This window comes from Neolewinella aquimaris, from assembly GCF_014197245.1.
GTDB classification, from domain to species: domain Bacteria; phylum Bacteroidota; class Bacteroidia; order Chitinophagales; family Saprospiraceae; genus Neolewinella; species Neolewinella aquimaris.
Map to the genome: position 1 here is coordinate 50,560 of NZ_JACIFF010000007.1, position 12,762 is coordinate 63,321.

Sequence of the window (12,762 nt, forward strand, 5' to 3'; positions counted from 1 at the left end):
ATGTACGTATATTGCCCTAACAACCCGTACCCAACATGAAAAAGATAATGGTCGCCACCGATTACTCCGATAGCGCCGGCAGCGCCGTTCACTATGGCGTCTCCCTCGCCAATCACTTCGGCAGCCAGCTCTCCCTGGTTTCCGCCGTCGAGGAACCCTACAGTGCCTCGGCCGGAGCGCTCGTGGATATCCGGCAAAAGATCCGGGAGCAGGCCATGGAAACCATGACCCAGGTGAAGAATGAAGTCAGCGGTCAACTGACCAACGGCGCATCCATCGATATCCATACCGTTGACGGTGATCCGGGCAGGACCATCACCCGGGTCGCTAAGGCAAAAGACTATGACCTGATCGTGATGGGAACTAAGGGATCGACCGCCGCGCGGGAGCTCTTTACCGGCAGCGTAGCGAATTCGGTGATCAAAAATTCCAAGCTGCCGGTCCTGGCCGTGCCGGTCAAGGTGCCCTTCAGCGACATCAACCGGGTCATCCTTTCCGTAGACGACCAGCCCCTCGCCGGTCCGCACGTACTCCAACCGCTCATCGAGCTCATCCGGGCCTACGGCGCCGAATTGATCGTTTACCACGGCGACCGGGATGGAGACGGCAAGGGCTACGATCCCAAACTGCCCGAATACCTTTCCGGCATTACCCACCGGTTCGAAGTACGCCGGGGCGAGGAAGAATCCATCACCGAGGGCATCCAGAAAACGATCAAGCTGCACCGGGCCGACCTGCTCTGCCTGATCTACCACGATCGCGGATTCTTCGGCCGCCTGTTCAACGAAAGCACCGTAAGCAAGGTGGTCTTCGACAGTCCCGTTCCGCTGCTCGTACTACAGGACGCGTAGGACTTACCTTCGCGCCATGTATAGCATCCTGAAGCCGCTACTGTTTAGACTACAACCGGAACGCGCCCACGCACTGACCGTACAGGGGCTCGCGGCCACCCTCGCGCTGCCCGGAGTGAGCGATATTTTCCGGCGTACTTACCGCTACGAAGATCCCCGGCTGGAGACCGAGCTATTCGGCATCCCCTTTCCGAACCGGGTGGGGCTGGCGGCCGGCTTCGACAAGGATGGTAAATACTACCGCTATATGTCGAGCCTCGGCTTCGGCTTCCTCGAACTCGGTACCGTCACTCCCCTGCCCCAGGGCGGCAATCCGCACCCCCGGCTCTTTCGGCTACCGGCCGACCGCGCCCTCATCAACCGCATGGGCTTCAACAACGAGGGCGTGGAGGCCCTGGCCCGCCGCCTGCTCCGCGACGGGCGGCCCGATCGGGTCGTCCTGGGCGGAAACATCGGCAAGAACAAAGCGACGCCCAACGAGGAAGCAACTACCGACTACGTAACGTGCTTCGAGCGGCTCTTCTCCCTGGTCGATTACTTCGTAGTCAACGTCAGCTCCCCCAATACCCCCAACCTGCGCGAATTACAGGACCGGGCCCCGCTGACCGCTCTGCTCACCAAGTTGCAGGAACTCAATGCCCAATTGAGCCGTTCGGAACACCGCACCACCACCGAACTCGGTCGCCCGGGCGAACTCTGGCACCGGAAGCCCATCCTCCTCAAGATCGCGCCGGACCTGACGGAGGGGCAGCTGGACGACATCCTTCAAATCGTACAGGACACGCACATCGCCGGCATCATCGCCACCAATACGACGGTCGCCCGCAGTCCATTGCGTACCGACATCAGTGAGATCGAGGGAATTGGCAACGGCGGGCTGAGCGGCGCCCCGCTACGCCGGCGTGCTACCGAAGTGATCCGTTACCTCTACGAGCAGAGTGGGCGTACACTGGACATCATCGGCGTCGGCGGAATCGAAGACCTAGCGTCGGCCCAGGAAAAACTGGATGCCGGAGCCAAATTAATCCAGGTGTACAGTGGTATGGTCTACGCAGGCCCGGGCCTGGTACGGGACATCAAGCGGGGCCTCGTGGAAAAAAGCTAGCGACGCTTTCTCCGTTTTTTACTATCCTTTTTCGATTGCCGGCGCGCTTTCCCCTTCACTACCTGGGGGCACAGTACGTCGCCGAAGTAGTAATTGAGTCCGATGCCGAGCATCAGGTAGCGGTCGTTGAGGGAATCGTCGCCGCGCTGGGTGCCCTCGCGGTTGACGGGGGGCCCACCCTCCTCCGAAGGAAGGCTGCGGTCGCTAAGGTAGGAAGCAATATTGCCCCGGTCCTGGGCCAGCCTGATCTGGTTTGGATACACGGTACTTACGTCATCGAGGTAATCGGTAGCCGTATTGCGGATGCTCAGGTTGGCGTCGAAGCTCAGGGCGTAGGTGAGGTCCCAGCGGATGCCGATGCCGTACGTAAGTGCGGTGCTGAAGCTGCTGTACTCCTTTCCCTTCGGCTGGCCTTCGGTACCCAGGGGGCGTAGTTTGACCAAGTCGCCATTACTGGCCCTTGCGCGGGGGGTAAAGCTGAAGAGGGAAACCCCGGCGAAGGCGTAGGGGGTGAAGAAATATTCCCTGCTGCCGTGGAAGTAGGGTAAGAAGTTGAATTCCGCTTGTGCGGTCAGGTCGCGGACCCGCGTCTGGAAGCTGAGGTTGCGCAGTCGCTCGAAGGTATTTTCGCTTTCGCTGTCGTAGGCCTCGACCGATCCGTAGTTAAAACTTCCCCGCACGGCCAGGCGGTGGTTGAAGTTGTAGCGGGCGGCGAATCCACCGGCCAGATTGGGGTGATTGAACCGAAACTCGGTGTTGAGGTCCCCCAGATAAAAGGAGGAGCCTACCCATGGCCCCAACTCCAGTCCCCGCATCTGCAACTGGGCCTGCGCGCCGGGAGTGAAGGAGAGGAAAACCACTAAGGTCAGAAAGATGATAGTTGGCCGCATGCAATCGGGAATGGTGAGCTTAACGTCGAAGGCTGTCGCAACGGTATATCCAGCCAAAGGTTTTCCGCTTTCGGCAATTCACCTTGCACCCGCGTCCCCGCCAAAAGCGTCAAATGTTGAGCCAGTAGGTGACCTTGGCAACGATGGCGCGGTTCTTGACTCCGAAGTCGAGGCTATCGTAATTGTCGGTATACACCAAAAAGAAATCGCTGACCGGAGCAAAGCGCCACTGCAAACGGGCGTTGATGTTGATGTTGTCGATCTGGTCGTTGTACTGCACGAAGGTGGTCAGGAAGACCGACTTGGAGAAGGTAAAGTCGATGCGCGGCCCGATGAGGAAAAGCGCCGTGCTGGCGTAGGGAGCGGGCAGATCGAGGTACTGGTAGCTGAAGCGAAGGTCGATGCTCCCCAGCGGCTGGTAGCGGTACTGCAAATTACCACTCAGGCTGTACCCGTAGCCGTTGAAGAACTGGCCCGCCTCGGCTTCGAGTCCCGTACTCAACCGCTTGCGGTTGTCGCTCTCGTACTCCGCGCCGCCGCGCCAGTAGCCGTATCCCCGTCCGCCCGGCAGGGGGGTGGCGCCGGTCCGCGAGGGATCGAAATCCTTGAACAGAAATATGTATTCATAACCCGTTCCCAGGCTCAACCGACTCGTATTGGCGAACCGCCAGCGGTATCCGGCCATGAAGTTGCGGTCGGTAAGGCCGTCGCCGGGTTGGGAGAACAGGCGGGCCTCCACCACCGGCCCCTTCTCCACCACCTGCGGATTTGCAGGATAACGAATGTAGGATGCCTCGACCCCGCTGGTAAAGTAGCCGCGGCGGGGCACGAAGCCGACCTCAGCGTTAAAATCTTCCCCTACGTACAGGTGATCGTATTCGACGTTCCAGTTGCGGTGGCGGTACTCGAGGTTCAGGCCGTGGGTGTAATCATCGCCGCCTTCTTGCGCCGAAAAACTGCGGTGAACGAAAGTCTTGCCGTTCCAGGCGTTGTCGCGGGTGGCCAGGTTGTAGTCGAAGCCGACCACGCGGTTGAAGTCGGGATTGGTCTCGGTGGTATCCGTGAAGTTGGTGAAGTTCTGCTTGTTGACGAAGATACCGCCGACGCTGCTGCGGGCGCCGATCCGCCGCTGGGTGGTAGCTACCGTATAGTTGAAACTGGGCAGGCCCTGGTCGAGGTTACGGGCCGCCTGCATGTTCAGCAGGCCGATGCGCCAGTCGTCGTTGAGCTTGCCGCTGAGTCGGGCCCCGAAATAAATGGGGTTCTGCAGTCCCTCCCCCGTCGTCGTATCGCGGGTGACGCCGATGCGGCGGCTGAAGAAGGGGTTGGCCCGCTCAAACCCGAAGGAGCCGAACAGGTCGGCGTTCTCCAGAAAAAACTGCCGGCGTTCCGGGAAGAAGACTTCGAAGCGGGTGGTGTTGATGACCTGCTCGTCGACCTCCACCTGGCTGAAATCGGGGTTGAAGGTGAGGTCGAGGTTAAGGCCGCTGCCGATGCCGATCTTCGCGTCGCCGCCGACGTTGCCGTCGAAGTCGGTGGGTTTATCGTTTTGGTAATCGCGGCGCATGCCTCCCCCGGCGTAGGGGATCACGGCAATGTTCTTGGTCTGCGCCCGGGGGGCGCCACCCTCGAAACGGAGGCTGCCCATATAGGCGAGGCTCATGATGATCTGGTTCTGGGGGATGCGGTGCCAGGTGCTGCGCGTATTGCTCTGGGTGTCCATCCGGTAGCTGTTGAAGAACCACTCGGCAGCGCCGCTGGGAAAACGGAGGCTGGAAAAGGGAATCACCATTTCGCACGACCAGTAGTCGTCGCCGATGAAGCTCTCGCCGCGCCACTTGTTGTCCCAGTTTTCCTGAAAATCCTCCCGGTTTTCGCCGCCGTTGGAGATCAGCGCTTCGCGGGTCACGCCGTAGGGGTTCATGCCGAAGACGATGGCGTTGGTCTTGTCGCGAAAGGGATTGAAGACGAAGGTGATGTTGTCGTTGCCCCCGGCGCGGTAGTCGCGGCGCAGGCTGGGAATGACGAATTTATTGCCCTTCGTACGGCAGATGGCGGCTACGTAGAGGTTCTGATCGTCGTAGCCGAAGTACACCTCCGTGGGGTAGATCGCCCGGCTGGTATCGGCGGGGAAGGTCTCCCAAAAATCTTTGGCGGGCTGTCCGTTTTGCCATTCCATTTCGTCGAGCTTGCCGTCCAGGTTGATGCCCTGCGCAAAGCGGACAACGGTGGCGGAGGGAGGCTCATTGGCGGTTTGCGAATCGAAAGTAAGCGTCTGAGCGCCTATTGTGGTGACGAAAAGCAAATAAAGAGCGAGTAACGGTAATCTCACGGGCAAATCTGGTCGGGGTGCAAGGCTAAAGATAGTTTTTTGGCGGGGACGCAGGAGCGGTGAATTTAGGAAAGAAGCCGTCCGGCCTAACGCAGCAGCTCCAGCACCTTTTCCACCGGCAGGGCCTCGCGGTGGCGACCGTTGTGGCCGGTCATGTCCTCGGCGGCGAAGAGCGAATTAATGATGGCCTCCTCGGTAGCTTCGATCACGGCCAGGAAGAGGGGGGAGACGGCCCCATTGCTCAGTTCACTTAGGGTGCGCACGCGTGCACCCCCGGCCACGATCCGGTTTTCGGTAGCGGTGGAGAAGGCGATCACGTAGTCTCCACTGCCGTTGCTGGCGATGCCACCGGTGCGGGCCAGTCCGAGCATGGCGCGCTTGGCGAGCCGTTCGAGATTACGGGGACCGAGGGGGGCATCGGTGGCCACTACGATCATGCAGGAGCCGTCGGCGTGACTTTCCAGCTCGTCGCGGAAGTAGTACCGGCCTAATTTTTGACCCACGGGCACCCCGGCAATCTGGAGCACACCACCGAAATTCGTCTGCACGAGTACGCCGACCGTGTAGCCACCAAGGCTTTCCGGTAACAGCCGGCTGGAGGTACCGATGCCGCCCTTCCAGCCGAAGCAACTGGTTCCGGTGCCCGCGCCAACGTTGCCCTCTTCCACTTCGCTCCCGGCTGCCGAACCGAGGGCCGCCAGCACATGGGCCTGGGTGACATGGCGGCCGCGGATGTCGTTCAGGAATCCATCGTTCGTTTCCCCGACGACGGCGTTTACGCTCTGCACTTCTGGATTATCGGCCAGGCAGGCCGTGATCAGGGCATTCGTGGCGGTGGCTACGCTGAGCGTATTGGTAAGTACGATGGGCGTCTCCAGTTCGCCCAGCTCCTTCACCTGACTGTAGCCGGCCAGCTTACCGTAGCCGTTGCCGAGGTAGATTGCGGCCGGCACCTTTTCTTGGTATAGATCACCCGCGTGGGGCAGGATGGCCGTCACGCCGGTGCGGATGCTGTCGCCCTCGATCAGGGTGGTGTGCCCTACCCTTACGCCGGCCACGTCCGTGATCGCGTTGAGCGGGCCGGGCGTCATGACGCCGAAGGGCACGCCGAGCTCACGGGGGCGGGACTGGGCAGACAGTGACTCGGTCATCAAAAGAATAATCGGCAGGAGGAAGTAAATACGTTGCACGGTGCACAAATTAAGCCTTTCTCGTTACCGACAACGTACCTTCGCGGCGCAATCAGGTAAGGGAATCCGGTGAAAATCCGGAGCTGTCCCCGCAGCTGTAAGCCCCACACGCCGGCCACCACGATGCCACTGAACCCTTCGGGTTTGGGAAGGCGGTGAACCGGAGGGGTGAGCCAGAAGACCTGCCGGGTCGCGTCATATTTCTTTGCTTTTCGGTGAGAAGGAGGAGGGATTAGTAGGGGAGTACTTTAGTACGGTAGTACTTTAGTCGGGTAGTACGGTAGTACTGGGGCTGCCTGCGTTTTCCTTTGCCTTTTGCCGATAAATTCGCGCTTATGTATCGGCAGTATATTCTATTCCTATTTCTGATGTCCGGTTGCTGCCTGTTTGGGCAGGAGGTGCCTGCGTTGACGACTACTTCGGAGGAGGTGGTGGTGACGGGGGCGCGGTATGCGCGCTTGCGGGCGGAGAGTCCGGACAAGGTGACGGTGATTGATTCGGCGACGATCGCGCGGGCGGTGGACCTGGGTCAGTTGCTGAACGAGCAGGCGGGCATCGTGATCAACGGGGCGTACAGCAATCCGGGGAAGGACAGGAGTATTTTTCTGCGCAACGGGGGTAACCAATTTACCCTGATTCTGGTCGACGGGCAGCCGCTGGTCGACCCGTCCTCGCTAGGGGGTGCGGTAGATTTGCGCCTACTATCGCTGCGGGGAATCGAGCGGATCGAGATTCTGCGTGGGGCCAGGTCGCTGCTCTACGGTTCCGATGCGGTGGCCGGGGTCATTAACCTCATCACGGCCGGTAAGGACACGGCTTTTGACCCGTTTACCCTGCACCTGCGCGCCGCCGCCCAGCGCTACGATACCTACGAAGGAAGTGTGGCTGCGAGTGGCCGAACGGAAAAACTGGATTACCGCCTGGGCTACGATCACTATACCACGGGGGGACTGAGCGAGGCTGCCGAGCCGGAATTTGGCCAGGTAAGCTACGATCGCGACGGGGCCGAACGACGGACGTACACCGCAAGTCTTACCTACCGCCCCACCGAGGAACTGACGATCCGACCGGCCCTGCGTCGGGCGACGTTCGATGGGGATTACGATGCCGGACCCTTTACGGACGCCGATAACCGCTACACCAACGAGTTGTGGCTACCCAGCGTGGCCATCGATTACGCGAAGGGAAAAACTGCGATAGGCGTGCGCTATAATTATGCCGCTACGGACCGGGTGTTTAACGATCAGATCTTCGGTGAGGCACGCTTCAGCGGGCGGGCACAACAGGGGGATCTGTACGCCACCTACCGGGCCCACAAACGGGTACACCTTACGGCGGGAACGCAGGTGCGGGGCGAAAAACTGCTGAGCCATTACCCCGGCAACCCAGACGTGGACGCCACCAATGTTGCCCCCTACGTACAGGCCAACTGGCAAACGGCCGAGCGGCTACTCCTGGAGGCGGGCTACCGCTACAACCACCACAGCAACTTCGGCGGACAGAGCAACTACTCCCTTGCCGTGGGGGCGAAGGCAACCGAGCTGCTGCGCTTGCGGGCCTCCGTGGCGAGTGCGTTTCAGAGTCCGACCCCAGATCAGTTAGGTGGGCCATTCGGGGCAAACCCGGATCTGCAACCGCAAGTGTCTACTTCCTTCGAGTTCGGGGCGGAGTGGGCCGATCCCGCCGGGAAGTACCGGATGGACCTGACCCTGTTCCAGCGCAACATCGAGCAATTGATCGTGTACGAATTCCAGTTGGGTTATTTGAACCGCGACAACCTACGGGATCGTGGCGTGGAACTGGAGGCTTCGGCACTGCTCGGCACCCGGCTGAGCCTTAGCGGAAACCTGACCTACGTGCGGGGGAAACTGGAGCAGGAGACCGCGCCCGGGGTGATCGAGGAGACCGATGAATTCCCCCGGCGTCCGCGCTTTACTTCATTCCTAGGACTGACTTACCGCGCCGAATCGCCCTTCCTGGCTCGCTTGACCGGAACTTATACCGGGGGGCGGCAGGATTTGATTTTCGACGAGCAGTTTATCCCCATCCGCCTCACCCTCGATCCTTACCTCATTGTAAATGCCTACGTTGAATACCGGGTATTGCGGGAGCGGAACCTGACGGTCTTCGGGGAAGTACAGAACTTGACGGGGGCAAAATTTGTAGAGGTCACCGGATTCAGTACCGTGGGGATTGTGCCCCGGGTGGGTGTAGCCTACACCCTGTAACACAGCCTCGCCCGCGGGAAAAGCCGCCTATCTTCAACCATGCCTATGACCCGCCACACCACCGACCAACTGACCGACGGACTCTTTATCTGCCTCGGCGTGCTGAGCGCGGCGTTCGGACTCAAGGGGCTGCTGCTGCCGAGTCACTTCATCGACGGGGGCGTGACGGGTGTCTGCCTACTGCTGGTACGTATTCTGGGGTGGCCCCTTCCGGTACTGCTGATCGTGGTAAACCTGCCCTTCCTTTTACTTGCCCGGGTGGTCATCGGCCGCAACTTTGCGGTTAAAACGGCCGTCGCCATCGGCCTGCTTGCGGTGGCGGTGGGGGTCATCGATTTTCCCTTCCTTACCGAAGACCGGCTGCTGGTATCCATTTTCGGCGGCTTTTTCATCGGAGTCGGCATCGGCCTGAGCATGCGGGGGGGTAGTGTGCTGGACGGGACGGAGGTGCTGGCCATTTTCCTGAGCCGCAAGGTGGGGGCGAAGGTGAGCGACTGGGTGATCATGATCAACGTGGTGATCTTCATCGTTGCTGCCCTCGTGCTGTCGGTAGAGCAGGCACTGTACTCCTTGCTTACCTACATCGTAGCCTCCAAGGCCCTCGACTTCATCATCGACGGCGTCGAGGAGTACACCGGGGTGACCATCATCAGCAAGGACAACATTGCGATCCGCAAGGCACTGATCGAACGGCTTGGTTGCGGAGTTACTATTTACCGCGGCCAGGGTGGTTACGGTTACACCGGCCGGAAGGAGGAGGACCACGACATTCTCTACGCCGTGATCACGCGACTCGAGATTCGCAAACTCACCCTGCTGGTGCAGGACATCGATCCACGCGCCTTCATCACCATGAACAGCATCAGCGACGTGCACGGGGGCATGATCAAGCGGCGTCCACTGGCGGAGGATTAAGGGGTTCCCTACCCCACCCGGAGTTTACTGGCCACCACCTTGCTGAGCACTTCCCTTTCGTGCCCCGGATAGGATACCGTGAGCGAACCGTCAAATTCCTCCCGCTGGTGGATAGTAAGCGTGGTATGCAGGCTCAGGTCGCGGCCGTTGAGGTAGTGCAGAAAGTCCGCCGATGAGTTTTCCAGACCGGTGATGGTGACCGTTTCTCCGGGCGGGCATTCGTCGAGCCGGCGGTGGGTGGATTCCTGGAAGTCGCCCTGTGCGTCGGGGATGGGAGAGCCGTGGGGGTCTACCGTCGGGTGGCCCATCAGCTTATCCATACGGGTGAAAAAGGCGGGACTGTCCACGTGCTCGATCTGCTCGGCGATGCTGTGGACCTCCTCCCAGCCGAAGCCCATTACTTCGACCAGGAACATCTCCGTCAGGCGGTGCTTGCGCACGACGAGGGCGGCGGCTTTCCGGCCGGCCGGCGTCAGCCCCAGAGGCTGGTAGCGCTGATATTCCACCAGCCCGCGGTCGCTGAGTTTGCGCACCATGCTGTTGACGGAAGGGGTGCTTACTCCCAGGACCTTACCGAGTTCGGAGATGCTTGCTTTGCCGTTCTCGTCGGTGAGTGACAACAGTGCTTTCAGGTAATTTTCTTCCGTAGGGGTTGGCATGCCGCAAAGATAACAGCGTCGGCATTCCCCGGGCTCTACCGTATCACCCGCAACATGGCTGGAAACAAAAATGCCCCCGCCGGATGGCGGGGGCACGAAAAGAAGAAATCCTTTAGACGTAACAGGTGAGTTCTATGAAATTGTGTCATTCATTGGTACGATCCGGAGGCCAATTCCCGGGAGTGTCTGTTCATGTAGCCCTGAAATCGAACTACAGACGCCAGATCCGTACCGGGGTCACAAGCCCGCACGCATTTTTTTCGACTTTTTTTTAGACCATCCATTCCAGGAGGTGATCCACCAGGGGGTCCGGTGGCGGCGGGGGTTGCCCCGGACCGGTTTGTTCCGCGGGTTTCTCGGTCGTTGCGGCCTCGGTCATCTTCATCAGGCGCTGGCGATCGTACACGGAGAAGGTGGAAAAAGTCCGCCGCAGCAGCGCCAGCACCCCCTCAAAATCTTCCCACTCCAGTCCCGCCACCCACTCGTCGATGAGGTGATACAGCGGGGGGTGGTGCAGCAACAACTGTCCGCTGCCGTGCAGGAACCCGCCGATCCAGCCCGCTATGGCCGGTGCCCCGTGGGCCCGCGACAGGGCGCGTGAAAACCGGGTCGCCGCCTCCTCCGCGGAGATCACTTCCCGGTCGTAGAGGATGCGTAGGCAGTGTCCCTCCACACCCGGATGCACGCCGGCCGCCGCAGTGCGGGTGAGCCCCTCCAACCAAATGACGTCAAGCAGCTCGTTGTCCAACTGGGCCAGGTGATAATTCGCCGCCGCGAGCAATTCCACCATTTCCTGACCGCGCTCATCATCGAGGTTCGTAGCGGCGGCGGTAAGACTGGCCACCAGGCGGGGAAGCAGTTCGTCGATGACCACGAGCAGCGCGGTGGTATCGGTCTTGCGGCTATCTCCGTACCGACTGGTTTGCACCAGGGCGGGCAGGGCCGCGAGCAGGGAGCTTACGTCGGTCGTCTCCGCGGCGCGGCTCCGTAGCAACTGCATCATGCGGGGCACGACCTCGGGCAGGGCCGCGCGCAGGCAGTGGAGGGTCAGTTCGGCGAGTTGGCGCACGCCGGTCAGGGCGGCGGCGCGTTCGCGGGCGAAGGCGGCGGCGGCCGTGGCCACGGTGTTGCCGTAGCTGCCGCGTTCGATCACCAGCAGGCTAAATTCCGGCTGCCACTCCAGCAGCCACACTTCCTTGAAGCTGCTCAGGCTGTCGGGGCCACTGGGCTGGAGCTTTCCCCAGTGAATGTCGAGGAGGTTCAGCCGATGCAGCAGGTGACTTTTGCGCAGGTCGTTGGCCTGCCGCAGGTCGATGCCGCCCCGGGGGTCGGACTTTGTAGCCTTGAGGTAGTGCTCCCCCGCCACCTCCCAGAGTTTGCTCATCCGGGTGCTCTTCACTTCGGCGCGCAAGTCTTCCAGCAGGGGGACGGTCGTAACGTCCGGCGGCACGAAGCCTACCCGCTCCCCCACCGTGAGCCTGCGGTGGATCAATTCCAGTCGCTCCCGTTTGCCGGCTGCCAGGGTACTCAGTACCGCTTCTTCCAGTTCGGCAATGCCAGCATGCTCGTGTTCCCGTAGCGTGGCCAGGGTGGTGGCCAGTCCGACTCCCTCCGTAGCCATGGCGGGGCTTGCTTCAAAACCTTCTTCCCGCAGCAGGATGGCGGCCTGCGCCATCCAGCGGTCCACTGCCCGCTCGGGGAAGTCGAAGAGGGTCGCGTACCAGGCCGGGGAGGTCACTCCCGCACCGTAGCCGCCCTGGCGGCTCAGTCGGGGGAAGGACCACGGCACCCAGGCCTGGCTCACCTTCACTTTGGGCAGCCCCCGCAGAATGGCCTTGTCCGTGCTGGCCTTTCGGGTTACCGTATCGTGCACCGCCGGTCCGTGCCAGGCCCCGACGACGATGGCGATGCGTTGAAAGCCCTGTTTAAGGGCCTTGCGGATTTCCCCGCGCATGTAGGCTTCGCGCTGTTCGTTCTCCGTATCCGATGCTTCGGGGAAGGTGGCGCGCAAGTCGGAGACGATATCGAGGATGGCGGCGAAGGTTTGTTCGCCGTCCCGGTCAGTCCGTTCCAGGGTGGCGTCCCACCAAGTTTCACTATCGGGATATCCGGCCAGCTCGGCGATGACGGAAAGGGGGTCGCGCCTCAGTTGGGCGGTGAGTGCCGCACGCGTTTTTCCCGGGATGGCTGAGGGCTCATCCACCTCGGGTTCGGGAAAAAGGGAAAGGGGCTTGTCCTCCCGCTGGGCCAGGTAAATTTGGGCTGGCAAGTCGATGGGGCGCACTTCCACGTCGGCTTCCCGGGCCCAGTCGAGCGCCTGGTACTCGGGACTGAAACGCGCAAAGGGGTAAAAGCTCGCCCGTTCGATGTTCTTGGCTTCGTAGAGTACCAGGGCCAGGGGGGGCAGCATGCCGGGTTCGGTAAGTTGCAGCAGGGCGGGCAGGCTGTCGGCGGGCGCTTCGAGCAGGATCAGGTCGGGTTGCCAACGTTCCAATTCCCCCCGTAGTCGGCGGGCCGACCCGGGACCGTGGTGACGAATACCGAAGGTGCGCGTTTGCATGGGGTGAAGGTACGGCCCGCTATCTTTGGTCC

9 protein-coding genes and 1 riboswitch are annotated in these 12,762 nt (G+C 61.1%); of the genes, 4 read left to right on the plus strand and 5 right to left on the minus strand.

Going from position 1 to position 12,762, the window contains the following annotated elements; genetic code table 11:
• The first annotated feature begins 35 nt into the window (after window positions 1-35).
• Both GGR28_RS13460 and GGR28_RS13465 read left to right on the plus strand, forming a co-directional pair.
• Window positions 36-851 (plus strand): universal stress protein, encoded by an 816-nt coding sequence (locus tag GGR28_RS13460; RefSeq protein WP_183496333.1) that lies wholly within the window; start codon window positions 36-38, stop codon window positions 849-851.
• Between the two features lie 16 nt (window positions 852-867).
• Window positions 868-1,956, plus strand: coding sequence for a quinone-dependent dihydroorotate dehydrogenase (locus tag GGR28_RS13465; protein WP_183496334.1), 1,089 nt, complete (start codon window positions 868-870; stop codon window positions 1,954-1,956).
• Here GGR28_RS13465 and porG read toward each other — a convergent pair.
• From porG to GGR28_RS13480, 3 genes are all read right to left on the minus strand, one after another.
• Window positions 1,953-2,903, minus strand: coding sequence for a type IX secretion system protein PorG (gene porG, locus GGR28_RS13470; RefSeq protein ID WP_246416738.1), 951 nt, complete (start codon window positions 2,901-2,903; stop codon window positions 1,953-1,955). The two genes, GGR28_RS13465 and porG, sit on opposite strands and share 4 nt — an antisense overlap.
• 52 nt (window positions 2,904-2,955) lie before the next feature.
• The gene (locus GGR28_RS13475; RefSeq protein WP_319936732.1) at window positions 2,956-5,178 is read right to left on the minus strand and encodes a DUF5916 domain-containing protein; all 2,223 of its coding nucleotides are present in this window, start codon (window positions 5,176-5,178) and stop codon (window positions 2,956-2,958) included.
• A gap of 86 nt (window positions 5,179-5,264) precedes the next feature.
• The gene (locus GGR28_RS13480) at window positions 5,265-6,329 is read right to left on the minus strand and encodes a DmpA family aminopeptidase (protein WP_183496543.1); all 1,065 of its coding nucleotides are present in this window, start codon (window positions 6,327-6,329) and stop codon (window positions 5,265-5,267) included.
• A 76-nt stretch (window positions 6,330-6,405) separates the two neighbouring features.
• Window positions 6,406-6,572, plus strand: a riboswitch (cobalamin riboswitch).
• A 131-nt stretch (window positions 6,573-6,703) separates the two neighbouring features.
• Here GGR28_RS13480 and GGR28_RS13485 point away from each other — a divergent pair.
• Together GGR28_RS13485 and GGR28_RS13490 are read left to right on the plus strand one after the other, a co-directional pair.
• Window positions 6,704-8,596 carry a TonB-dependent receptor plug domain-containing protein gene (locus tag GGR28_RS13485; protein ID WP_183496335.1) on the plus strand — a complete coding sequence of 631 codons (1,893 nt, stop codon included), beginning with the start codon at window positions 6,704-6,706 and terminating at the stop codon, window positions 8,594-8,596.
• 39 nt (window positions 8,597-8,635) lie between these two features.
• Window positions 8,636-9,511, plus strand: a complete 876-nt coding sequence (locus GGR28_RS13490) for a YitT family protein (protein ID WP_246416739.1) — start codon at window positions 8,636-8,638, stop codon at window positions 9,509-9,511.
• An 8-nt stretch (window positions 9,512-9,519) separates the two neighbouring features.
• Here the strand turns inward: GGR28_RS13490 and GGR28_RS13495 are convergent, their stop codons facing one another.
• The gene (locus GGR28_RS13495; RefSeq protein ID WP_183496336.1) at window positions 9,520-10,170 is read right to left on the minus strand and encodes a metal-dependent transcriptional regulator; all 651 of its coding nucleotides are present in this window, start codon (window positions 10,168-10,170) and stop codon (window positions 9,520-9,522) included.
• Between the two features lie 271 nt (window positions 10,171-10,441).
• Window positions 10,442-12,730 (minus strand): DUF5682 family protein, encoded by a 2,289-nt coding sequence (locus tag GGR28_RS13500; protein ID WP_183496337.1) that lies wholly within the window; start codon window positions 12,728-12,730, stop codon window positions 10,442-10,444.
• Window positions 12,731-12,762 lie beyond the last annotated feature (32 nt).